Below are 20,495 nucleotides of genomic sequence, written 5' to 3'. Positions count from 1 at the left end.
AGGGAAACCCGCACATGTCCAAAAAGAAAAATTATGTTGTGGGCCTCGACATCGGCACCACCAAGATCTGCTGCATCATCGCCGAGGTCAGCCCGCAGGGTGAAATCGAAATCATCGGGCTCGGCCAATCGCCCTCGCGCGGACTGCGTAAAGGCGTGGTGGTGAACATCGACGGCACCGTGGAATCCATTCGCAGCGCTGTGGAAGAAGCGGAATTGATGGCGGGCACGGAGATCGAGTCCGTGTTCGTCGGCATCGCCGGCGGCCACATCAAGAGCATGAACAGCCACGGCATCATCGCCGTCAAGAACAAGGAGATCAACCAGCAGGATATCGATCGCGTCATCGATGCGGCCAAGGCCATCGCCATCCCGCTGGACCGCGAAGTGATCCACGTGCTGCCGCAGGAATTCATCGTCGATAATCAGGACGGCATCAAGACGCCGCTCGGCATGGCGGGTGTCCGACTGGAGGCGAAGGTGCACATCGTCACCGCCGCCGTCACCTCCGCGCAGAACATCGTCAAGTGCGTCAACAAGGCGGGGCTCGGCGTGCAGGACATCGTGTTGCAGCAACTGGCGTCGAGCGAATCGGTGCTCTCCAGCGACGAAAAGGAACTGGGCGTGGCGCTGATCGACATCGGCGGCGGCACCTCGGACCTGGCCATCTTTTATGAGGGTGCGATCAAGCACACGTCGGTGCTGGCCATCGCCGGGGCGCAGGTGACCAACGACATCGCCATCGGTCTGCGCACGCCCAATGCGGAAGCGGAAAAAATCAAGCACGCCTACGGCTGCGCCTACTCGGCGTTGCTCGGCGACGAAGAGGGCATCGAGGTGTCCAGCGTCGGCGGCCGCCCGATGATGAAGGTCTCCGGACAGATCCTGAGCGAGATCATCGAGGCCCGCGTGCGCGAAATGTTTGAAATGCTCAATCATGAAATCCAGAACTCCGGCTTCGAGGAACACATCTCCTCCGGGCTGGTCATCACCGGCGGTTCGGCGTCCATGCCCGGCATGGCGGAGCTGGCGGAGGAAGTGTTCCAGGCGCCGGTGCGCATCGGCACCCCCATGGGCCTGGGTGGATTGATCGACGTCGTCAACAATCCCGTGTACGCGACGTGTACGGGATTGATCATTTACGGAGACCGGTGCTTCAAGGCGGGCAAGTACACGGAGCTTCAGGGCAGGAATCTGTTCGATAAAATTTTCAGCCGGATGAAAGGCTGGATGGAAGAGTTCTTTTAATGGACAAGGAGGAACAAATGGGCTTGATAGAATTTGAACAGGACAATGAGTACTCCGCCTGCATCAAGGTGGTCGGGGTCGGCGGTGGCGGTTCCAATGCCGTCAATGCGATGGTGCGTTCGCACATCCAGGGGGTGGAGTTCATCACCGTCAACACGGATGTGCAGGCGCTGGAAGCCTCCCCCTGCCAGAGCAAGGTGCAGGTGGGTGCGGAAGTGACGAAAGGGCTGGGCGCGGGCTCCAATCCGGAAATGGGCCGCCTCGCCGTGGAAGAAAACAAAAACCAGATCCGCACCATGCTGGAAGGCGCGGACATGGTGTTCATCACCGCCGGCATGGGCGGCGGCACCGGCACCGGCGGCGCGCCGATCATCGCCGGCATCGCGCGCGAGCTGGGCGCGTTGACCGTCGGCATCGTCACCAAGCCGTTCGTGTTTGAAGGCCGCAAGCGTGAGCGGCAGGCGGAAGAAGGCTTGCAGGCGCTCAAGGACGCGGTCGATACCTTGATCGTCATCCCCAATCAGCGGCTGCTGAGCTTCATCTCCAAGGACACGCCGTTGACCAACGCCTTCAGTCATGTCGATGACGTGTTGCGCCAGGCGGTGAGCAGCATCTCGGACCTGATCGTGATTCCGGGACTCATCAACCTCGACTTCAACGACGTCAAGACCATCATGTCCGGCATGGGCAAGGCTCTCATGGGCGGCGGCACGGCGACGGGCGAAAACCGCGCGGTGGAAGCTGCGGAGAAAGCCATCTCCAGCCCGTTGCTGGACGAAGCCACGGTGGATGGCGCGAAAGGCGTGCTCATCAATATCACCGGCGGCGACGACCTGACGCTGCACGAGGTCACGGAAGCGGCATCGCTGATCCAGAAGAACGCGCACGAAGACGCGCACATCATTTTCGGTGCGGTGATCGACAAGCATCTGCAGGGCGAGATGCGGGTGACGGTGATCGCCACCGGGTTTGACAAACCGTACGAGCAGGAAATGCCCGAAGAGCGGGAATTGACCGTGGCTGCGCCGCACGAAAACACCCTGCCTTACAAGAAGGTGGTGGGGGGCGACACGCAGGCCGACAGCCCCAGCCCGCGCGCGCCGCTGTTCCGCAAAAGCGGACTGAAACAACTGGCCGCCTCCATCCGCAAGGAATCGCCGGATTCGGTGGCCAACGAGTCCAACTACGACATCCCGACGTTTCTGCGCAAGCACGCCGACTAGGCCGCTGGCACGTCCGGGAACCAGAACGTGTTGCCCAGGCGGGGAGGAAACCATGCAAGCACCACCGGTTTCCTTCCCGCCCCTCCTTTCCTCTACAGCGTGTTCAAATCCCAGTTGTAATCCATGTACGCGATGCCGTAATCGCTGTTTTGCAGTGCGGCCCGGTTGCGCTCCGGCGCATAGGGTGCGAGGAACGCCCGCACGCCACCCTTCGACGCGAAGTCCTCTTTAAACCAATCGAAGATCGACGACAGGTAAACGGTCTTGCGTTCCTTGTCAACGCGCAGGCCTTTGCCCGGATTCATGAGGAAGTGCTGCGATTGCGCGGCCAGTTGCGCTTCCAGCCGATCCGGCCAGTAGGCCTCTTCACGGATATCCGGACAACTCACCGACGCGCAGACGATGGCCATGTGGATGCGCGGCTCGCCCATTTTGCGCAAAATGCCGTGTTCGATTTCATCGAGCGTGATGGGTTGGCCGCCGACCGTCCCCACCCGCTTTTTCCACACCGATTCAAACAGGCTGCCCGCATCCTTGATGCTGTCCACAGGGTAATGGTCGAGCACCATCTTGACGGCAAACACGTTGTAGGCATTGATCCAGAACGCCAGTTTTTCGTTGCGGGTTTTGAGGTCGGCGGGCGAAAAGTCCTCGAACTGTTTGACCACTTTGGAGAACGCCGGGTCGGTTTTCAGAGTCTTGTAAGGCAACGCGTTGAGGCGGACGCCGTCCAGCGTGGTCGGCTTGACGTGTTGCTTCAACAATGCCTCCCACGCCGAATAGTCGAACGCCCAAGCCGCCGGAGTCCACAGCAACAGCAACGACAGCACCGCAAAAAATTTGATCCCGTGCCGTAACGTTGATAGTTTGATAGCGCGTTTGGGATGTCCATTCTTCCTGAACGCTGGCTTCGGATTCATGCACACATCTCCTTTGAGGGTTTTCCGCTTCTCATGCAGGTTTTTGGAGCTTTAGTCCCCGGCCACCTTGATCCCTTACACCCTATTCTAAAACGATGATCAACGATCCCAAAAATTGTTTGTACGTCTCCGATCTGGACGGCACCCTGCTGGACCCACACAGCGAATTCTCCGCCGAGTCCGTGGAGCGGCTCAACCGCCTGATCGACGACGGCCTCATGTTCACCATCGCCACCGCGCGCAGTTACGAATCGACGCACCCCATCCTGCGCGACGTCAACCTGGAGTTGCCGGTGATCCTGTTCAACGGCGTGTACCTGACGGATTTCCATTCCGGACGCAACCTGGAGCTGTGTGACTTCATCCCACACCCTGTGGTGCACGCCATGATCGAGATGGTGGACCACCTGCACGACGATCCGTTTGTGTACGCGTATGGAGAACAAAACCGTCTGTACTACCGCAACGCCACCAACCACGGCTCCAGCGAGTACCTGAAAAGTCTGGAGGGCGACGGACGCCTGCACCGGGTGGAGGAATACACGTTTCTGGAAAACGAAGCCATCGCCGGGTTTCTTCTGATCGACACCCCGGAAGCCCTGCAACCGGTGCATGACACCTTGAAGCGGCAGTTCCCGCGGGACCTCAACCTGTACTTCGCTGAAGACATCGCGCATCCCGGCTATTACTGGTTGCAGGCGTTCCACAAGGAAGCCAACAAGGGGAGCATGCTGGAGCGGCTGGCGGAGCACCTGGACCTCCCCATGCAGCGGGTGGCCGTGTTCGGCGACTACCTCAACGACCTCGAAATGTTCAAAATCGCCGGCAAATCCATCGCCATGGCCAACGCTCTGGCGGAGGTGAAACAGGCCGCCCATGAAGTGATCGGCAGCAACGCCGAGGGTGCCGTCCTGAATTACCTGGAATCGGTGTGGTACGGATCTTCAAAAAAGGTATCGTAGGTGGGCCGGGGTGCGATAAAATGAATCATCGATCATCAATAAAAAAACGGCAAACTGGATTGAGGTGTTGAGATGTCGGATACGGAACAACCCCAAGAACCGGAACAGACCCGATACCAGCGGGATTTGACGGCAAAAGAACCCAAGGTTCCGGAAAAGGCCGAAGGCGAAAAACCCAAAAAGCCCCCGGCCAAAGCGCCACGTAAAATCTTCAAACCGAAGAAGGCGAAAATCCAGACCAGCAAGCCGCTGGAACAACGCACGCGCCACATCCTGGTGTCCTCCAAGGAAGCGGCGGATCTCATCCGGCAAACCATCGTTGAGTTCCAGAAAGAGTTGGAGAGCCAGCCGACCAACGATCCCGACAAAGAGTTCGCCGACCGCGACAAGATCGAAAAGTTTTTCGGGAAGTTCGCAAAGAAGTACAGCACCTGCGCCAGCCGTGCCGTCGGCGGCGATCTCGAGTGGATTTATCCCAACATGGACGTGTCGGAAGAGATCATGACGCCGGAATTGCGCGACGAAATTTTAAAATGTGAAAAGTTCGCGATCCCGGAACCCATCCGCTCGAAATTGGGGTACCACATCGTGCTGGTGTGTGAGTCGCGTATCAGCAAACGGGACGCGGAAAAGAAAGAAAGCGTGGACCCGCGTTACGAGGCGCTCATGGCCAAGGACAACCCGAACATCCAGGCCCCGCCCAAGAGCATGGACATCCCGAGTTGACCTCCGGGAAGCGGGTGCGGAAAGACTGCGGCGCCTGGGCCTCGAACGGCTCGCAGGCAAATCAGGTTTTGAAGACAAACAGCACAACGCCCAGCACAATGACGGCCAGGGTGCCCCAGGCCATGACCTTCAACATTTTGTCGTCTTCCATACCGTTCGCATTCCTTTCCTGTTGAATTAAAACTGGACGTCCCCGCCCAGCTTGTTTTTCAGAATCATTTCCGCCGGTGTGTAATACTTTTTCTCGGAATTGCACGGCTTGCACGCCACCACCACGTTGCCCTTGGTGCTTTTACCGCCCCGCGCCAAGGGCAGCAGGTGATCCATCGTCAGATCCTTTTTGGCGAACGTCTCCCCGCAATAATGGCACACGCCGCGATCGAGCTGGCTGTGCCACCAGGCGGTCTGGCGCAACGCCTTCGCCTTCTGCTTTTCGCGCTCGACCTGCTCCGGTTTCGGCGCCTCGCCCGGTGTGGTCTGTTTACTTCGCGATGTGCGCGGTCGTTTCATTTTCTTTGAGCAGTGAAAAAGGATTCAGGTTGCCGCGCACGGCGCGCACCGTGCCGGAAAAACTGGCTTTCGGAAACCAGTGCCGGTCGCCGACATCGAAGCCGAAACCCAGCGCCCCGGACAACCGCGACCGCCAGGTCCAGAAACAACTGCCGTAGCCGAACTCGAACACCGGGTCGATGTGCAGCACGTAGGTACGCCCGCGCGATTCGAAGGTGTGCGCGACCTCATACAGGCTCTGCATCTCCAACCGGTCCGGCAAACGCCAGTCGGCATGGCCGCCCAGTTGAGTGCGGTTGAGATGCTCGATGTACTCATTGGCATCGTACCAGGAGCAATAGTTGCCGGTCTCGGCGTAGTGGTAACTCTGCTGCCACATGAGCCCGGTGGCCGTGTCCGTGACCGTGCCGTTTTCGTTTTCGACAAACCGTTCCGTCATGAACCCACCCGATCCAGCACCGTCGCCCGGCGGAAGGTGTAGCCGCACTGCTCAATGTCATCCGGCTGCGACGGATATTTGAGGCAGAGCAGCGGCTTGTCCGGCGTGGCGTGCACCTGGCAGCGATTGTCTGCCGTCAGTTGGTCGCAGGGAATGGGGATGGCATAGAACAGGTAGTTGTTGTCCACATCCTCGCCCACCAGTTGAATGCCGCGGTATTTCAGATAGCGCTCCAATTCCTCGATCGTGCCGTGCTGGCGCAAGGTGATGTCGCGCACCACGGTGACGTTCACCGTTTTGCAACACTCACCGCACTGATGGCACTCGCCCTCTCTCACCCACATAAAACCTCACTGATAAAATCATGATGGTCGATACCGTTCCGCCGTCCTCAGGTTCACGACGGGCGTTTGCTTTTGGATTTCGGTCCGCTTTTGCCGAAATGTTCGACCGACACCGTGGTGTAAATGCCGCCGCGCACGTTGAACTCGCCGGACACCTGCATGTAACGGGGACGGCAGGCCTTCACCAGGTCGTCGAGGATCTGGTTGATCACCTTTTCGTGGAACGCCCCCTCGTCCCGGTACGACCACAGGTACAGTTTCAGCGACTTGAGCTCGATGCACAACTTATCCGGAATGTAAGTGAGCTCGATGGTGGCGAAATCCGGCTGGCCGGTTTTCGGACACAGGCAGGTGAACTCCGGGCATTCCATGTGGATCTCGTAATCCCGGTCCGGATTCGGGTTGGTGAACACTTCCAAGTCTTTAGATGATTGTTTTTTAGTCATTTAGGGGGGCTCAAAACTATTTTTAACTTTTTTTTACCAGACACCTTGCCTTTGCGGCAAGACGTATTATATAAGACCAACGTTGCTGGCACTCAACCTCAGGGAGTGCTAATCCACTCTTTCGACTCAGGCCGAAACCCATAATCGATTGCTTTATATAGAGTTTTTTGATTTTACCGCGTTTTTGAAAAAACGCCAATCCAACACGAATCCAATTTCATTGGATTTTCAAGTTTATCATTTTTTGGGAAGGAGCACAGGTATATGAACATTCGTCCATTGCAAGACCGAATTTTGGTGCAACCCATTCGGGAGAAAGAAGTCCGAAAAGGGGGAATCATCATTCCCGATTCCGCCAAGGATGCGCCCACCGAGGGTCGGGTGAAGGCCGTGGGTCCGGGCCGGATCGGTGAAGACGGTAAGCGGGTCAAACCCGATGTCAAAGTCGGCGACAAGGTGCTGTACAGCAAGTACGGCGGTACCGAGGTCAAGATCGATGCCGAAGATTTCCTGTTGATGCGGGAAGACGACATTCTGGGCGTGATCGACAGCAAGTAACCTTAATGACAATCCCCTATTTTCCGAGGAGACTTATATAACGATGGCAAAACAAATCATTTATGACGAAGAAGCACGACACAGAATTCTGTCCGGCGTCAACCAGCTCGCCGACACCGTAAAGCTGACCCTCGGCCCGAAAGGCCGCAACGTGATCATCGACAAGAAATTCGGCTCTCCGTTGATCACCAAAGACGGCGTGACCGTGGCCAAGGAAATCGAGCTGCAGAATCCGTTCGAAAACATGGGCGCGCAGATGGTCAATGAAGTCGCCAGCAAGACCAGCGACAACGCCGGTGACGGCACCACGACGGCAACCGTTCTGGCCCAGGCGATTTTCCGCGAAGGCATGAAGAACGTCACCGCCGGCGCCAACCCGATGGAAATCAAAAAAGGCATCGAGGATGCCGTGCTCGCCGTGGTCCCGGCGATCCAGAAGCTGGCCAAGCCGACCAAGGACAAGAAGGAAATCGCGCAGGTCGGCACCATCTCCTCCAACCACGACATCGCCATCGGCGAGATCATCTCCGAAGCGATGGACAAAGTGGGCAAAGACGGCGTCATCACCGTGGAAGAAGCGAAGAGCATGGAAACCGCTCTGGAAATCGTGGAAGGCATGCAGTTCGACCGCGGTTACCTGTCGCCCTACTTCGTGACCGATCCCGAACGCATGGAAGCGGTGATGGAAGACTGCTACCTGCTGCTGCACGAGAAAAAAATCTCCAGCATGAAAGACCTGCTGCCGGTCCTCGAAAAGGTGGCCAAGGGCGGTAAGCCGCTGGTTATCGTGGCGGAAGAAGTGGAAGGCGAAGCGCTGGCAACCCTGGTGGTCAACAAACTGCGCGGCACCCTGAACGTGTGCGCGGTCAAGGCACCGGGCTTCGGCGACCGCCGCAAGGACATGCTGAATGACATCGCCATTCTGACCGGTGGCCAGGTCATCACCGAAGACATCGGCGTGAAGCTGGAAAACATCACGCTCGACGATCTCGGCCACGCCAAGCGCGTCACCATCGACAAGGACAACACGGTGATCGTGGACGGCAAAGGCAAGCCGGCGGAAATCCAGTCCCGGGTCAAGCAGATCCGCGCCCAGATCGATGAAACCACCTCCGACTACGACCGCGAGAAGCTGCAGGAACGCCTCGCCAAGCTGGTTGGCGGTGTTGCCATCATCAAAGTCGGCGCCGCCACCGAGACCGAGATGAAGGAAAAGAAAGCCCGCGTGGAAGACGCTCTGCATGCAACCCGCGCAGCCGTTGAAGAGGGCATCGTGCCCGGCGGTGGCGTGGCCTATCTGCGCTGCCTCACTGCGCTCGACAAGCTGGACGGCACCCACGACTACAAACTGGGTGTGAAGATCATCCGGCGCGCGCTGGAAGAGCCGATTCGTCAGATCGCGGCCAACGCAGGCGAAGAAGGCACCGTCATCGTCGAAAAGGTGAAAACTCTGAAGGGCGCCAACGGTTTCGACGCCCGCACCGGTGAGTACGTCGATATGCTGAAGGAAGGCATCATCGATCCGGCGAAGGTCACCCGTACGGCACTGCAGAATGCGGCCAGCATCTCGGCCCTGCTGTTGACCACGGAAGCCATGATCACCGACCTGCCGGAAGAGAAGGACGAGCACAACCATGGTCCGGCCGGTGGTATGGGCGGCATGGGCGGCATGGGGGGTATGGGCGGCATGATGTAAGCCTTCCCCGCTTCCTCACTTCTCAGTGAAATGCGATCCCCGGTCCCTCGCGGACCGGGGATTTTTTTTGGCCCGTTTCAGCCAGGAAAAAAATGAGGACCCCGAACCTTCCGCTCATAAAATTCTTTGACTTCCCCAAGAAAATAAAATAGAATATTAAAAATCAATTACTTATGAGAGTCCGGCCTACGCCGGAACCCACTCGTCCCGCTGGAGAGGATACGGATTCCAGGTCCGTCCGGCCCGCTCAAACGGCCACCTTTCCCTCCCTGATCGTCCCGTTTCTATGGTAAGGTACCGCTCTGTTTTTTTACTGACCCGGCCGCACCCCTGCGGCGTTTCGATTTTCAGGCAGCCGTGACCCTTCACCGCAAGCAAACCACACGCCCCCGCAGATGCATTCGCGCCCGGCTGCGGCTGTTGTGCATCCTGATGGCCGGGGCCCTGCTGGTGCTGGCCGCACCGCGCAGCGCCCGCGCCGATTCCCCGCTGCACTTCGTGATCGAGAACCAGACATTCTTCTACAATCAGGAACACACCAACATCGACGTCATCAACGAAGGCTTCACCCTGATCGGCAACCAGACCAAGACCTACTTCCGCTACGCCATCGCGCCCCGCGTGGTGGTGGACGTGGGCACGTTTTTCGATTTTCCCTTCGGCGAGGACGACCGCATTTCGTCTGTCGATCCCATCGTCTCCCTGCATTGGGGGTTTGCGCCGGGCTGGCAGTTCACCGCCGGAACGATCGACCGGAACCATCCCTTGCACGACGCGTTGTTCAACGACAACCTGCGCTACATCGATCCCATCGAGCAGGGGTTGCAAATACGGGCCGACACCCGGCACCTGTTGCAGGACACCTGGCTGAGCTGGGAAGAACGCGAAACGCAGACGCAGCGCGAAAAGTTTTCCGTCGGCAACTACACGCAGTTGAAGGCGGCGGGATTCATGGTGGACGCGCAGTTGTACTGGGTGCATCTGGGTGGCCAGAAGAACAGCGGTCCCGGCGTGTGGAACAATTTCAGTTACGGCTTCGGCACCGGCTACACCTATCACCACAGTAAGGTGGCGCATCCGGGCAGTTTTTTCGACAACATCGGCTTCACCCTCCACTACCTGGTCAATCAGGACGATCCGCCGGGGCTGCCGCAGGTGGACGACGAAGGCGTGGCATTACGGGTGTTCACCACGGTGTGGGACACCTATGTGTATGGACTGTTCTGGGAAGGCGGCAGTCAGGATTTCAATTCGGCGCGGGGCGACTCCACCCAGCCCGGCGTGCCGCTGGCCAAGGGCGACCCGTTTTACAAGAGCGCGGACTTTCAGGAGGTGGGGGTCATCAAAACCTGGACGCTGGCGAACAATATTTTTCTCACCGCGGATTTCCGCGCCCAGCACATCCTCGACAAGTTCCAGCACATCGGCCACATCAACGTGACCTGGCGCGACAGCTTCGCCCTGTTCGAAGACTACTTCAGCAAAAAACAACCGGACCCCGCCCGGCCGCCGCAGACTTACTGGCCGCAACCGCGCTGACCGGTTTCCTCACCTTACGTTTTACCATCTTCAAAAATGGATGTCAGTTCCCGGGCAGGTCGGTGGCGAACACGAACTCACGGATGCCCACGCCGTTGGCGAGGCGGATCACTTCTCCACAGATTTTGAACGGAACCTGCTTGTCCGCCTGAATCTCCAGCACGGTGTCTTCTTTGTTCCCGATCACCTTTGCCAGCTCCGCGGCAAGCTCCCCCATCTCCATATTCCTGCCATTGAAGGTCAGTGCGCCATCGGGATACACCTTGAGCGGGAGGGTGTCCTTCTCGATTTTCCGGGCCGACTGCGACTCCGGCAGCTCCACCTCATTGCCGGCCTGCATGGCGGACGACGTCAGCATGAAAAAGATCAGCAGAAGAAACACGACGTTGATCATGGGCGCCATGTCGAGGCCGAAAGATTTGTCTTTGGGTTTGCGAATGGAGATCATGCGGCGCCCCTCACATCACAATCGAGTAATCACTCACGCCCGCCTGCCGGGTGATGTCCAGCACCTGCACGAACACTTCATAACGGACGTCCTGGTTCGATTCGATGACGACCTGTTTTTCATTGCGATTCTGCATGACCTGCTTGAGGTCGCCCAGCAGGGCATCCAGTGTCAGCATCTGTCCATTCAACTGAAGGGTGCCATCGGTTTGAATGGCAATGACGACCGGCTGCTGCGGGGGCTCTGCCGCCGCCGACTCCTTCGGCAGCAGCATGTCCATGCCCTGCCCCTGCACGGCAAAGGTCAGCATGAAAAAAATCAACAGCAGGAACACCACATCGATGAGTGGCGCCAGATCGACGCGCGACCGTTTCTTGTGGGCTCTCCGGATGTTCATGACGCGACCATGGTTTTCGCGGCGGACCGGCTTTCTTCTCTGGAATGCACGAAGTAATGCGCAAAGCGTTCCATGGCGAAACCCTTGCGTTCGATATTTTTATCGAAGTAATGCATCATGACCAGCACCGGGATGGCCACCGCCAGCCCCGCCGCCGTGGTGAGCAACGCTTCCCAGATGCCCCCGGCCAACAGGCTGGGGTTGACCTGTCCTTTGAACTCCGCGACCTGGTTGAACGCCTGCACCATGCCGATGACGGTGCCGAGCAGCCCCATGAGCGGCGAGATGGCGGCGATGACTTCCAGCCCCTTGATATGTTTTTCCAGATGCTGCATCTCCTCCTGCCCCACCATCGACAGGGTTTCCTCCAACTGCCATTTGGGAGCGTTCTGGTTCAAGACACCGGCCTCCAGGATGCGGCCGATCGGACCTTTGGAAGCGCGGCACAATTCCAGCGCCCGGGCGTTGTTCTTTTTGCGTAACGTTTCCTGCACCGCCTTGTACAGGGCTTCCGGGTTCTCTTTTATTTTTTTGAAATAAACCATTCGCTCAAGGATGATGGCCACGGCGATCACCGAGCAAAGCAGGATCGGGATCATGATCAACCCGCCCTTGGTGATCAGATCCATGGCCGATTGAAACACTGTCATGGTGTCGCTCCTGTTCTCCACAAAAAATTATTTTTCATGCCGTCACTCGATGAAAAATGAAACCGGCAACTTGAAGGACAACGAAGCATCGCCCAATCTGGCCGGAATGGCCTCGTAGGGACTGCCGTCGTGGATGGCCTTCATCGCGGCATTGTCGAGCACGTCGAAACCGGACGACTGCGCCACCGAAACGTGCACCAGGTTGCCGTCACGCGCCAGCTTGAACGCCACCACAGTGCGGCCTCCCATACCACGCTGGCGGGCGACATCCGGATACACCTGGTGGCTGGCGATCCGTCGCTGGATACCACGGACGAACAGTCCCAGAATCCGCCGCCGCTCCCCTTCGGACAATCCCCCATCGCCCCAGTTTTCCATTTGCACCGGCTGGGTGAACGACGGGGACACCGAAGCGGTCGCATGCTTTTCAAAATGAGACACCGGCTGTGCGCCGGTGACCGGCGCGGGATTTTCATTGGAAGCAAAAAGCGGCGGCGGCGCCACCGGTTGAATCGTTGCCTGCTTCACGTGCGTCGCCACCGGCGTCTGCATGACGGCGGCCTGCGAAGACGGCCTGGAATCCGTTACCGAAGCTTCAAGATGCACCGGATGGATGACCTGTCCCGTTTTCCGTTGCCGCGTGGTGCGGTCCATCAGCATCGCCTTCTGCGTGGCCACCGGCTGGCTTAATACCTGCGGTTGCACTTGCGGTTTCAACACCGGCGTTTGATGCACGACCTTTGCGGATACCGGTTGCGCCTTGGTGGATGCGGTCCATTGAGGCGGCGTGACCATCGGCTGGACCGGTTTCGCCTGCGTCTTCACCGGAGTGGGTGCCTGCTTCATGACCTGCGGTTCAAGTGCCTTGGGTTTGGGGCCGGCTTTTTTCTCTGGAGAAACCGGAACGGGCTGCTTCTCCTTAATCGTCATCCGTACCTTGTGCTTTTGCACCTCCGGTTCGGGGATCACTTTGTTGCTTTTCAACAACGGCAGTCCGGAGATCACCATCAGGTGAATGCCGAGCGAAACCGCGATGGCCAGAGGCCAGTTGATGCCGCTATCCGCTGTGTTGATGTGCGTGTGCATGCTTGCTCTCATCCCTAAGACTGAGGTTGAATGCGACCGCGGCACAGAATCACTTCCGCCCCCTGCTCGCCAAATTCCGTCCACGTGGCGTACACCCGTCCGCCGTTTCCCATAAACAGGTAGGGATACGCGACTCCGTTGCCCTTGGAGGGAAGGCCCTGCGGATCCGTAACGCTGCCATCTCCATGGGCCTGCACCACCCACGCCCGGGCAGGCGCCCAGCCACTTTTCAGTTGCGGGTCGCGGCCCTGAAAAATGACGTAGGCCGCATCCTTCGATTCCGCGATGTAAGGATGGGTTGGATCGAGCACGCCGCCTTGAATTTCTTTCACGTGTTTGAATGAACGTCCCTGGTCGTCGGACACCGCCAGCTTGATTACGGCGCGCCGGTCGATCGCCGTGTACCAGGTCACATAGAGCTTGCCGCCGATGTAACGCATGGACGGGCCCGCGTGCGGACAGCCGTCGATGACCCAGCCGGTTTGGGTCACGCGCACCGGTTCCGCCCAGGTCTGGCCGCCATCGCGCGAGGCGGCCACCACCACCACGCGTTCGTGGTTGTCATACACATGACGCCAGGCGATAAACACTTCTCCGGAGGAACCGAAGGTGATCGAGGGCCGGCAGCAGGGGCAGATGTCGCCCGCAATTTTTACGTTTTTGGAAAACGTCGTGCCGCGATCCTGCGATCGGGAAATATAAAGCGAAAAGGTGCCGGGTTTGTTGGTGGCCTTGTCGCGTCCATCCAGCCAGGCCACATAGACGGCGCCATCCGGCGCCACTTCCGTATCGAAGAACGATTGGAAGGCGTCGCCCTCGTCGTCGTTCACGCGCACGGACTCGGAAAAATTGCGTCCGAAATCCATGGACCGCGCAAAGCGGACATCCTGGTTGCCCTCCCAGGTCGCGTAAATTTCAATGCCCAGCCCGGTTTCCAGTTGCGGCCCGTTCTCGCCGTGGGAACTGACTTTCTCCGCTTCACCGTGCACGGCGTGACCGGGAGAAAACGAGTCGCCCATGTTGTGCGAATGCGAATACAGGATGCGGGTCTTACCTTTATCTTTTCCGGCATAAAGAAGTTTGATCGCCTCCGAGGCGCTGATGCTCAACTGCCCGCTGTTGCCCTGACCGATGGCTTTGGGCGCCGGTTCCCATTCAATCGAAGGCCCGGCGGAAGACACCGTTTCCGCCTGCGCCATGTGGCCGTCCAGCGCTCCGCCGCCCGGCCCGGTCAGCACCGCAAGCAGAAACAACAGGAAAATGGATGGTCGTTTTATTCTGCAAAACATTAGGGAAACCTCTCAAAGATCTTGAACGGATCAAAACTCTTTATGAGAATCTACAGAAACCCCGGCGGATGAGGGACCTGCCGCACGGAAGCAACCGATGATTCGTTGAAAAAATTTGAAAATCGGAATCGTCGGACGACGACGTCGAATCGCTTAAGAGAGGTACCGGTGCGATGCCTGAATGGATATCATGGCGCTATTGTTTGCTGCACCGGGTACACAGCCGCCCGTTAAGGGCCAGCGATCGGGTTCAGAGGAACCGGGGAGGATGCTTTAAAGGAAAAGAGAGGGAAACCGTCTGAAAAGAGGAGCCACCGATCCCAGTTGAGACCGGGTCGTAAGCGGCGCTGCCGGGAGGCGTGGCCGGGAGAAAAACCAGGCTGCCGGAACCCACTCCGGCGGAAACCGGAACCGGTTTTTGGTGACAGGGCACACGGATTTCCAACTCCCCGCTGCCGCGTTTCTGGTAATGCGGGCAGGGTTTATGGATATCGTGGCCCATCAGGGCGCAGTGCAGGGCATGCCCCCCGTCCTTCTTCATGAAAGGCGAGCTTTTCATGGTGTGGTCATGCGGCGACGCCTGGGCAAACGATGCCCCTGCACACACCAAAAGGAATAAACCTGTGCTGATCCACCTTTTCAGTTTCATAGCGCGATTGTATCCAATATGAAACCCGGAAATCAAGTCGAATCCCCGAGCTGTGTGTTTCATATTTCCCCTAAAAACATTAAAATGAAAGGGCAACGCCATCCACCCTATCCGACAACAGGAGCGCGCACTCTATGAGAATTCTGGGCATGATCATGGCTGGAGGCGAGGGCAGCCGTTTGTATCCCTTGACGGCGGAGCGGGCCAAGCCCGCCGTCCCGTTCGGCGGCAAATACCGCCTGATCGACATCGTCCTCAGCAATTTCATCAACTCGCGCATTTATGCGATCTACGTCCTGACCCAGTTCAAGAGCCAGTCGCTGACCGAACACCTGCAGGAAGGGTGGCGGTTCAGCTCGATCCTGCCCGATCATTTCATCCTGCCCGTCCCGGCGCAAAAGCGCACGGGCGAAAGCTGGTACCGCGGCACCGCCGACGCCATTTACCAGAACATCAACCTGGTTCAGGACCGGGACTTCGACCTCGTCGCCATCTTCGGGGCGGACCATATTTACCGCATGGACATCCAGCATATGGCGCAGTTCCACAACGACAAGGAGGCGGACGTCACCATCTCCGCCATCCCGGTGCCTTTGGATCAGGCGCACCAGTTCGGCGTGATCCAGGTGGACGAACACAGCCGTGTTATCGGTTTTCAGGAGAAACCCAAAAACCCCACCCCCATTCCGGACCGGCCCGGCCTGGCTTATGTCTCCATGGGCAACTACCTGTTCAACGCCAAGTTCCTGACCGAAGTGTTGTTCGTCGATGCCGACAAGTCCGAGTCCTCTCACGACTTCGGCAAAGATATCCTGCCCTCCGTATTCGGCAACCATTCCGTTTACGCGTACGACTTCGCCACCAACCGCGTGCCGGACATCACGGAGGAAGAGATCGGCTACTGGCGCGACGTCGGCACCATCGGCAGTTACTGGGAAGCGAACATGGACCTGCGCAACATCAAACCGATTTTCAACCTGTACAACCGCAAGTGGTCGATCAAAACCACCTCGTTCAGCCTGCCGCCGGCCAAGTTTGTCTTCAATATGGAGGGGCGGCGCGGCCAGGCGGTCAATAGCCTGGTGTCGGAGGGCAGCATCATCAGCGGCGGGGTGGTGCAGGACAGCGTGCTGGGGCGCAGCGTCATGGTGGAAGGCGGTTCCGCCGTCATCAACTCCATCCTGCTCGACCGGGTGCACATCGGCCCCGACTGCACGATCAACATGGCCATCATCGACAAGGACGTGTACGTGCCGCGCGGCACCGTGATCGGCTACGATCCCGCCGAGGATCAAAAACGGTTCCATGTGGATCAGGAATCCAATATCATCGTAATACCCAAGGGATACCAGTTTCCCAAAACCGCATAAGGATCACTTCGAAAGCGGGCACCCCATGATTCATGTCAAAACCGGGCTGGACCGGTTGCTGGCGGATCCATTTCATTACCTGAAGGGCAAGCGATTGGGGCTGGTCGCCAACCACACGTCCGTCGCCGCCGACGGGCGTTACAGCTGGCTGCATTTTCAGGAGCATGCGGACGTCGAACTGACGACGCTGCTGGCGCCGGAACACGGATTGTACGGCGTGGCCCAGGACATGGAAGCGGTGAACCAGGCTCTCGAACCGGCTACCGGCCTGACCACACACAGCCTCTACGGCAAGGACGCGCAGTCGCTGAAACCCGATGCCGCCCTGCTTGCCGGCCTCGACACCGTGGTGTTCGACATCCAGGACATTGGCTCGCGATACTACACCTTCATCTACACCATGGCGTTCTGTATGGAGGCCTGCAAGGAAGCCGGGGTGCGCATGCTGGTGTGCGACCGGCCCAACCCCATCAACGGCAGACAGGTCGAAGGCAACCGGGTCGGGGACGACTGCCGCTCCTTCGTCGGGGAGTATCCGATCCTGAACCGCCACGGCATGACCGCAGGCGAACTGGCCTGCCTGTTCAACGAACAGTTCGGCATCGGCTGCGACCTCGGTGTGATCCACATGGAGGGCTGGCAGCGCGACATGTGGTATGACCAGACGGGACTGACATGGATCGCGCCGTCGCCGAACATGCCGACCCTGTCCACCGCCACCGTGTATCCCGGCATGTGTTTGTTGGAGGCGACGCAACTGTCGGAAGGACGCGGCACCACGCAGCCGTTCGAGCAATGCGGCGCGCCGGAACTCGACGCCCACAAGCTGGCCTCCCTGTTGAACAAAAAAAACCTGCCCGGTGTGCAGTTTCGTCCGCAATACTTCAAACCCGGTTTTCAGAAACACGCGGGACGGATCTGCGCGGGGGTGTTCCTGCATGTCACCAACCGGCAGGCCTTCAAACCGCTCATCACCGGCATCGCCGTGTTGCGCGCCACCTCGCAATGGTTTCCCGACGTGTTCGCATGGCGCACGCAGGCTTATGAATTCGTCCGCGATATCCCGGCCATCGACCTGTTGTACGGCAACGCCGAGTTGCGCGAACGCCTGCTCTCCGCCGACCTGTCTCTGCTCGACATCGAGCAGTCGTGGGAACCGGATACGCAGGATTTCCTGCCGCTACGCCATGACTACCTCATGTACTGACGCCCGTCAGCTCTGATTGAGATAATTCTTCAGCCGCGACACTTTATAACGGAAGGTGGAACGCGACAGGCCCAGGAGGTTGGCCGCGCGCGACTTGTTGGCCTCGCACTGCTTCAACGCCTGCCGGATGATGCGGCTCTCAAACTGGTCCACGGTGCGCTCCAGCGAAAACCCGGCGGGAATGCGGTCGTTGCTGTCGTGGCCCGAATTCGTGTGGAGCTTCATCGTTTCCACCACGTAACGCGGCAGGTCATCCACCTGGATGGCCTCTCCCTTCGACAGAATCATGAGCCGCTCCATCACGTTCTGCAATTCGCGCACGTTGCCCGGCCAGTCGTAATTTTTCAAAATCTCCATCGCCGCCGGGGCGATGCCCTGAATGCGCTTGGCCATCTGGTGGTTGAATTTCGTCAACAGGTGTTCGATGAGCGGCTCCAGGTCTTCCGGACGTTCGCGCAACGGCGGGATCGCAATCGGATACACAAACAGCCGGTAAAACAGATCCTCACGAAACAGGCCTTTCTTCACCAAGGGTTCCAGATCCTTGTTGCTGGCGGCGACGATGCGGATGTCCGCCTGCTGCGGTTTGACCGAGCCCAAAGGCTCGAACTCGCGCTCCTGAATCACGCGCAGGATTTTCGCCTGCGTCGCCGGGGTCATCTCCGTCACCTCATCCAGAAACAGCGTGCCGCCCGAGGCTATCTGGATTTTGCCGGGCTTGCTTTTTTCCGCACCGGTGAACGCGCCCTTTTCGTAACCGAACAGTTCACTTTCGATCAGGGTTTCGGGAAACGCCGAGCAGTTGAGCGCGACAAAGGGTTTGCCCGCGCGGTGGCTGTTGTAATGGATCGCCTTCGCCACCAGTTCCTTGCCCGTGCCGCTTTCACCGACCAGCATCACCGTCGTGTTTTCCTGCGCCACTTCCGCGGCCAGCTTCAGCACCTGCATGATCGGCCCGGACCGGCCGACGATGCTGGAAAAATCGTACTGCGATCCCAACTCTCCGCGCATCTTGCCGATTTCCTGTTGCAGGCGTTCTTTCTCCTGCTCCATGACCTTCAACTCGGTGATGTCCTTGATGACGCCCATCACATAGGCGATCTCATTTTTCTGCTCGTCAAAGATCGGAGTGTAAATGGTCTCGACCCAAACCTGCTTACCGCTTTTATGCGGCAGGATCATGCGTTCCTTTTTCGCGCCCAGTTCGCCGTACGTGACCCGGCCGCCGGACCGCGCCGCTTCGTTCCAACTCTTTTCAAAATCCGAAAGCTTCCAGCAGGCCTTGTCGATCACATCTTCGCGGGAGACGTTGTACAGCTCCTCACAAGCATGGTTGAACAAAACCAGCCGATGATCGCGGGCGACGATGAAAATGCCATCCCGCGCTGAATCGAGGACCTGGTTCAAATTGAAATTCATATACGATCACCTTTTAAAACAGGGAGGCACTCCCCGGTGCCTTTTATTAGATACATAAAATCAATATATGTACCGTAAAGGCTTCCGGCCAATTTTCGTCAGGGCGGCTGAATCCCGCCATCAAAAATCCTTTTAAAATCAATTGATTGCAAAAGTACCACCCAAATCGGGCAAATTTCGGCCGGGGTCCGCCTCCCCTCATCTAACTACCCAAATTACAAAAGGAATCAAATCAGGGAGTTACAGGAGCACGCCGGTTTGGCATCCAAATTGTATTACTTAGGGCAAAGAGGATTTCCCCCCAGTGGGGGACTAGCCTGCCTGAATAGCAACATCACAATTAAATTATGAGGATGGAGGTACTTCCATGAGAAACATGAAAGCAGTTTTGGCATTTGCATTGATCGGTTCGATGGCATTGGGTGCCAATTCTGCCGTGGCGGAAGAGATGACGGTGGAACCTTGGTTCGTAGAGGGCTACAACAAGGCCGAAATGGTTTTGGAGCCGGGCACCACAGGTTACTGCAACAAGGATTTCACGGTTCACAACATGAGCCCGAGTGAAGAGGCGACCGTTGAGATCATCCGGGGCAATGGCGACAATTACGACTGGGATCAGATTCAGCCCAATCAGTCCTTGGGTTACAAAAAGGACGCCACATCTGTATTTTCTGGAGACGCTGGAGCCCGCCAGCATATCGATGAAACCCGCATCGTCAACGGGACCATGGGCGGTGCAAACTTGAAAGTGCTTTGCAAGTAAGTCAACACCATTTGGCTTGTTTGGCCTTGTCACTTTTTGAACCTGGCTTGAACATTGAGTCAATCTTTGAATATAGAATTGGAGGTTATTCATGAGAGCGACGAAAACTCTTTTTGCCTGTGTCACGATTTGTTCCATGATGGCGTTCGGTGCCACCACGGCTCTGGGCGCAGGAGAGAAGACCGTCGAGCCCTGGTTTGTGGAAGGCTTTAACAACGAGGAAATGATCCTGGAACCGGGCACCACTGCATTTTGCAACAAGGACATCACCGTTCAGAATTTGAGCGAGGATGAAGTGGCCCGTGTCCGGATCGCCCGGGGTAATGGCGACAACTACGATTGGGACAAGTTGGAACCCAATGAGACACTCGGTTACAAAAAAGGCGGTGTCTCGATATTTGCCATCGCCCCGGGTAAACGGGGACCGAACAGCGGCCCTCTTTTTGACGAGGCCCGTATCGTAAACGCCACGATGGGCCACGCCAAACTGAAGATCCTTTGCAAATAAGTTGATTCAGTTTGGCCGGGTCTGCTTTCCGATCAGTAAGGCTTAAAACCGAACGCCTGAACTTTCCCCAACCGGGAAGCGGACCCCAATAGGGAAGTA

23 protein-coding genes are annotated in these 20,495 nt (G+C 57.9%); 11 read left to right on the top strand and 12 right to left on the bottom strand.

Annotation, left to right across the window (positions count from 1 at the left end; genetic code table 11):
• Nucleotides 1-14: 14 nt before the first annotated feature.
• Together ftsA and ftsZ are read left to right on the top strand one after the other, a co-directional pair.
• Nucleotides 15-1,247: a cell division protein FtsA gene (gene ftsA / locus QML71_RS03985; protein WP_282010610.1), complete on the top strand. Its 1,233-nt coding sequence runs from the start codon at nt 15-17 to the stop codon at nt 1,245-1,247.
• A 23-nt stretch (nt 1,248-1,270) separates the two neighbouring features.
• Nucleotides 1,271-2,470 (top strand): cell division protein FtsZ, encoded by a 1,200-nt coding sequence (ftsZ, locus tag QML71_RS03980; RefSeq protein WP_345742336.1) that lies wholly within the window; start codon nt 1,271-1,273, stop codon nt 2,468-2,470.
• Between the two features lie 92 nt (nt 2,471-2,562).
• Here the strand turns inward: ftsZ and QML71_RS03975 are convergent, their stop codons facing one another.
• Entirely contained in the window at nt 2,563-3,390 is an 828-nt protein-coding gene (locus QML71_RS03975; protein ID WP_282010608.1) for a DUF547 domain-containing protein, read from the bottom strand.
• Nucleotides 3,391-3,485: 95 nt separating this feature from the next.
• Here QML71_RS03975 and QML71_RS03970 point away from each other — a divergent pair, with 95 nt between their 5' ends.
• The gene (locus tag QML71_RS03970) at nt 3,486-4,352 is read left to right on the top strand and encodes an HAD family hydrolase (RefSeq protein WP_282010607.1); all 867 of its coding nucleotides are present in this window, start codon (nt 3,486-3,488) and stop codon (nt 4,350-4,352) included.
• A gap of 72 nt (nt 4,353-4,424) precedes the next feature.
• Nucleotides 4,425-5,078 carry a peptidylprolyl isomerase gene (locus tag QML71_RS03965; protein ID WP_282010606.1) on the top strand — a complete coding sequence of 218 codons (654 nt, stop codon included), beginning with the start codon at nt 4,425-4,427 and terminating at the stop codon, nt 5,076-5,078.
• 177 nt (nt 5,079-5,255) lie between these two features.
• Here QML71_RS03965 and QML71_RS03960 read toward each other — a convergent pair whose 3' ends face one another.
• The 4 genes from QML71_RS03960 to queF are packed head-to-tail and all read right to left on the bottom strand — an operon-like array spanning nt 5,256 to nt 6,817.
• The gene (locus QML71_RS03960) at nt 5,256-5,588 is read right to left on the bottom strand and encodes an HNH endonuclease (protein ID WP_282010605.1); all 333 of its coding nucleotides are present in this window, start codon (nt 5,586-5,588) and stop codon (nt 5,256-5,258) included.
• Nucleotides 5,560-6,027, bottom strand: a complete 468-nt coding sequence (locus QML71_RS03955) for an Lcl C-terminal domain-containing protein (protein ID WP_282010604.1) — start codon at nt 6,025-6,027, stop codon at nt 5,560-5,562. The genes QML71_RS03960 and QML71_RS03955 overlap by 29 nt, the downstream gene beginning before the upstream one ends.
• Nucleotides 6,024-6,371 carry a YkgJ family cysteine cluster protein gene (locus QML71_RS03950; RefSeq protein WP_282010603.1) on the bottom strand — a complete coding sequence of 116 codons (348 nt, stop codon included), beginning with the start codon at nt 6,369-6,371 and terminating at the stop codon, nt 6,024-6,026. The genes QML71_RS03955 and QML71_RS03950 overlap by 4 nt, the downstream gene beginning before the upstream one ends.
• Before the next feature lie 53 nt (nt 6,372-6,424).
• On the bottom strand, nt 6,425-6,817 hold the full coding sequence (gene queF / locus QML71_RS03945) for a preQ(1) synthase (RefSeq protein ID WP_282010602.1): 393 nt from the start codon (nt 6,815-6,817) through the stop codon (nt 6,425-6,427).
• Between the two features lie 264 nt (nt 6,818-7,081).
• Between queF and QML71_RS03940 the strand changes: the two genes are divergently transcribed.
• The 3 genes from QML71_RS03940 to QML71_RS03930 all read left to right on the top strand — a co-directional run bounded on the left by QML71_RS03940 (nt 7,082) and on the right by QML71_RS03930 (nt 10,610).
• A complete protein-coding gene (locus QML71_RS03940; protein ID WP_005005736.1) occupies nt 7,082-7,375 on the top strand; it encodes a co-chaperone GroES in 294 nt (97 codons plus the stop codon).
• 43 nt (nt 7,376-7,418) lie between these two features.
• On the top strand, nt 7,419-9,071 hold the full coding sequence (groL, locus tag QML71_RS03935; RefSeq protein WP_282010601.1) for a chaperonin GroEL: 1,653 nt from the start codon (nt 7,419-7,421) through the stop codon (nt 9,069-9,071).
• 357 nt (nt 9,072-9,428) lie between these two features.
• Entirely contained in the window at nt 9,429-10,610 is a 1,182-nt protein-coding gene (locus QML71_RS03930; protein WP_282010600.1) for a lipid A deacylase, read from the top strand.
• Between the two features lie 43 nt (nt 10,611-10,653).
• On the opposite strand, the gene QML71_RS03925 is transcribed toward QML71_RS03930, so the two are convergent.
• The 6 genes from QML71_RS03925 to QML71_RS03900 form a co-directional block, all read right to left on the bottom strand.
• A complete protein-coding gene (locus tag QML71_RS03925; RefSeq protein ID WP_282010599.1) occupies nt 10,654-11,058 on the bottom strand; it encodes an ExbD/TolR family protein in 405 nt (134 codons plus the stop codon).
• A gap of 10 nt (nt 11,059-11,068) precedes the next feature.
• Complete coding sequence (locus tag QML71_RS03920) at nt 11,069-11,455, bottom strand: ExbD/TolR family protein (RefSeq protein WP_282010598.1); 387 nt, start codon at nt 11,453-11,455, stop codon at nt 11,069-11,071.
• The gene (locus QML71_RS03915) at nt 11,452-12,105 is read right to left on the bottom strand and encodes a MotA/TolQ/ExbB proton channel family protein (protein ID WP_282010597.1); all 654 of its coding nucleotides are present in this window, start codon (nt 12,103-12,105) and stop codon (nt 11,452-11,454) included. The genes QML71_RS03920 and QML71_RS03915 overlap by 4 nt, the downstream gene beginning before the upstream one ends.
• A gap of 42 nt (nt 12,106-12,147) precedes the next feature.
• Nucleotides 12,148-13,191: an energy transducer TonB gene (locus tag QML71_RS03910; RefSeq protein WP_282010596.1), complete on the bottom strand. Its 1,044-nt coding sequence runs from the start codon at nt 13,189-13,191 to the stop codon at nt 12,148-12,150.
• 14 nt (nt 13,192-13,205) lie between these two features.
• Nucleotides 13,206-14,480 (bottom strand): sialidase family protein, encoded by a 1,275-nt coding sequence (locus QML71_RS03905; RefSeq protein ID WP_282010595.1) that lies wholly within the window; start codon nt 14,478-14,480, stop codon nt 13,206-13,208.
• A gap of 250 nt (nt 14,481-14,730) precedes the next feature.
• The gene (locus QML71_RS03900; protein WP_282010594.1) at nt 14,731-15,039 is read right to left on the bottom strand and encodes a hypothetical protein; all 309 of its coding nucleotides are present in this window, start codon (nt 15,037-15,039) and stop codon (nt 14,731-14,733) included.
• A gap of 224 nt (nt 15,040-15,263) precedes the next feature.
• Between QML71_RS03900 and glgC the strand changes: the two genes are divergently transcribed.
• Together glgC and QML71_RS03890 are read left to right on the top strand one after the other, a co-directional pair.
• A complete protein-coding gene (glgC, locus tag QML71_RS03895) occupies nt 15,264-16,499 on the top strand; it encodes a glucose-1-phosphate adenylyltransferase (protein WP_282010593.1) in 1,236 nt (411 codons plus the stop codon).
• 25 nt (nt 16,500-16,524) lie between these two features.
• The gene (locus QML71_RS03890) at nt 16,525-17,706 is read left to right on the top strand and encodes an exo-beta-N-acetylmuramidase NamZ family protein (protein WP_282010592.1); all 1,182 of its coding nucleotides are present in this window, start codon (nt 16,525-16,527) and stop codon (nt 17,704-17,706) included.
• Nucleotides 17,707-17,712: 6 nt separating this feature from the next.
• Here the strand turns inward: QML71_RS03890 and QML71_RS03885 are convergent, their stop codons facing one another.
• A complete protein-coding gene (locus QML71_RS03885; protein ID WP_282010591.1) occupies nt 17,713-19,125 on the bottom strand; it encodes a sigma-54 interaction domain-containing protein in 1,413 nt (470 codons plus the stop codon).
• Nucleotides 19,126-19,492: 367 nt separating this feature from the next.
• Here QML71_RS03885 and QML71_RS03880 point away from each other — a divergent pair, with 367 nt between their 5' ends.
• Nucleotides 19,493-19,888, top strand: a complete 396-nt coding sequence (locus QML71_RS03880; protein WP_282010590.1) for a hypothetical protein — start codon at nt 19,493-19,495, stop codon at nt 19,886-19,888.
• Between the two features lie 91 nt (nt 19,889-19,979).
• A complete protein-coding gene (locus QML71_RS03875) occupies nt 19,980-20,396 on the top strand; it encodes a hypothetical protein (protein ID WP_282010589.1) in 417 nt (138 codons plus the stop codon).
• The last annotated feature ends 99 nt before the right edge of the window (nt 20,397-20,495 follow it).

This window comes from Nitrospina watsonii (assembly GCF_946900835.1).
In the GTDB taxonomy this organism is placed as follows: Bacteria; Nitrospinota; Nitrospinia; order Nitrospinales; family Nitrospinaceae; genus Nitrospina; species Nitrospina watsonii.
Note: the sequence above shows the minus strand (reverse complement) of the source record. Positions and strands in the feature narration are given on the sequence as shown.

What these genes read in the sequence shown, in the direction of transcription:
- QML71_RS03880 (WP_282010590.1), top strand. Translation starts at nt 19,493, where the DNA reads ATGAGAAACATGAAAGCAGTTTTGGCATTTGCATTGATCGGTTCGATG.
- QML71_RS03950 (WP_282010603.1), bottom strand. Translation starts at nt 6,371, where the DNA reads ATGTGGGTGAGAGAGGGCGAGTGCCATCAGTGCGGTGAGTGTTGCAAA.
- QML71_RS03890 (WP_282010592.1), top strand. Translation starts at nt 16,525, where the DNA reads ATGATTCATGTCAAAACCGGGCTGGACCGGTTGCTGGCGGATCCATTT.
- QML71_RS03955 (WP_282010604.1), bottom strand. Translation starts at nt 6,027, where the DNA reads ATGACGGAACGGTTTGTCGAAAACGAAAACGGCACGGTCACGGACACG.
- QML71_RS03905 (WP_282010595.1), bottom strand. Translation starts at nt 14,480, where the DNA reads ATGTTTTGCAGAATAAAACGACCATCCATTTTCCTGTTGTTTCTGCTT.
- QML71_RS03925 (WP_282010599.1), bottom strand. Translation starts at nt 11,058, where the DNA reads ATGATCTCCATTCGCAAACCCAAAGACAAATCTTTCGGCCTCGACATG.
- ftsA (WP_282010610.1), top strand. Translation starts at nt 15, where the DNA reads ATGTCCAAAAAGAAAAATTATGTTGTGGGCCTCGACATCGGCACCACC.
- QML71_RS03900 (WP_282010594.1), bottom strand. Translation starts at nt 15,039, where the DNA reads ATGAAAAGCTCGCCTTTCATGAAGAAGGACGGGGGGCATGCCCTGCAC.
- QML71_RS03940 (WP_005005736.1), top strand. Translation starts at nt 7,082, where the DNA reads ATGAACATTCGTCCATTGCAAGACCGAATTTTGGTGCAACCCATTCGG.
- QML71_RS03920 (WP_282010598.1), bottom strand. Translation starts at nt 11,455, where the DNA reads ATGAACATCCGGAGAGCCCACAAGAAACGGTCGCGCGTCGATCTGGCG.
- QML71_RS03875 (WP_282010589.1), top strand. Translation starts at nt 19,980, where the DNA reads ATGAGAGCGACGAAAACTCTTTTTGCCTGTGTCACGATTTGTTCCATG.
- glgC (WP_282010593.1), top strand. Translation starts at nt 15,264, where the DNA reads ATGAGAATTCTGGGCATGATCATGGCTGGAGGCGAGGGCAGCCGTTTG.
- QML71_RS03960 (WP_282010605.1), bottom strand. Translation starts at nt 5,588, where the DNA reads ATGAAACGACCGCGCACATCGCGAAGTAAACAGACCACACCGGGCGAG.
- QML71_RS03965 (WP_282010606.1), top strand. Translation starts at nt 4,425, where the DNA reads ATGTCGGATACGGAACAACCCCAAGAACCGGAACAGACCCGATACCAG.
- groL (WP_282010601.1), top strand. Translation starts at nt 7,419, where the DNA reads ATGGCAAAACAAATCATTTATGACGAAGAAGCACGACACAGAATTCTG.
- QML71_RS03885 (WP_282010591.1), bottom strand. Translation starts at nt 19,125, where the DNA reads ATGAATTTCAATTTGAACCAGGTCCTCGATTCAGCGCGGGATGGCATT.
- QML71_RS03910 (WP_282010596.1), bottom strand. Translation starts at nt 13,191, where the DNA reads ATGCACACGCACATCAACACAGCGGATAGCGGCATCAACTGGCCTCTG.
- QML71_RS03975 (WP_282010608.1), bottom strand. Translation starts at nt 3,390, where the DNA reads ATGAATCCGAAGCCAGCGTTCAGGAAGAATGGACATCCCAAACGCGCT.
- QML71_RS03915 (WP_282010597.1), bottom strand. Translation starts at nt 12,105, where the DNA reads ATGACAGTGTTTCAATCGGCCATGGATCTGATCACCAAGGGCGGGTTG.
- queF (WP_282010602.1), bottom strand. Translation starts at nt 6,817, where the DNA reads ATGACTAAAAAACAATCATCTAAAGACTTGGAAGTGTTCACCAACCCG.
- QML71_RS03970 (WP_282010607.1), top strand. Translation starts at nt 3,486, where the DNA reads ATGATCAACGATCCCAAAAATTGTTTGTACGTCTCCGATCTGGACGGC.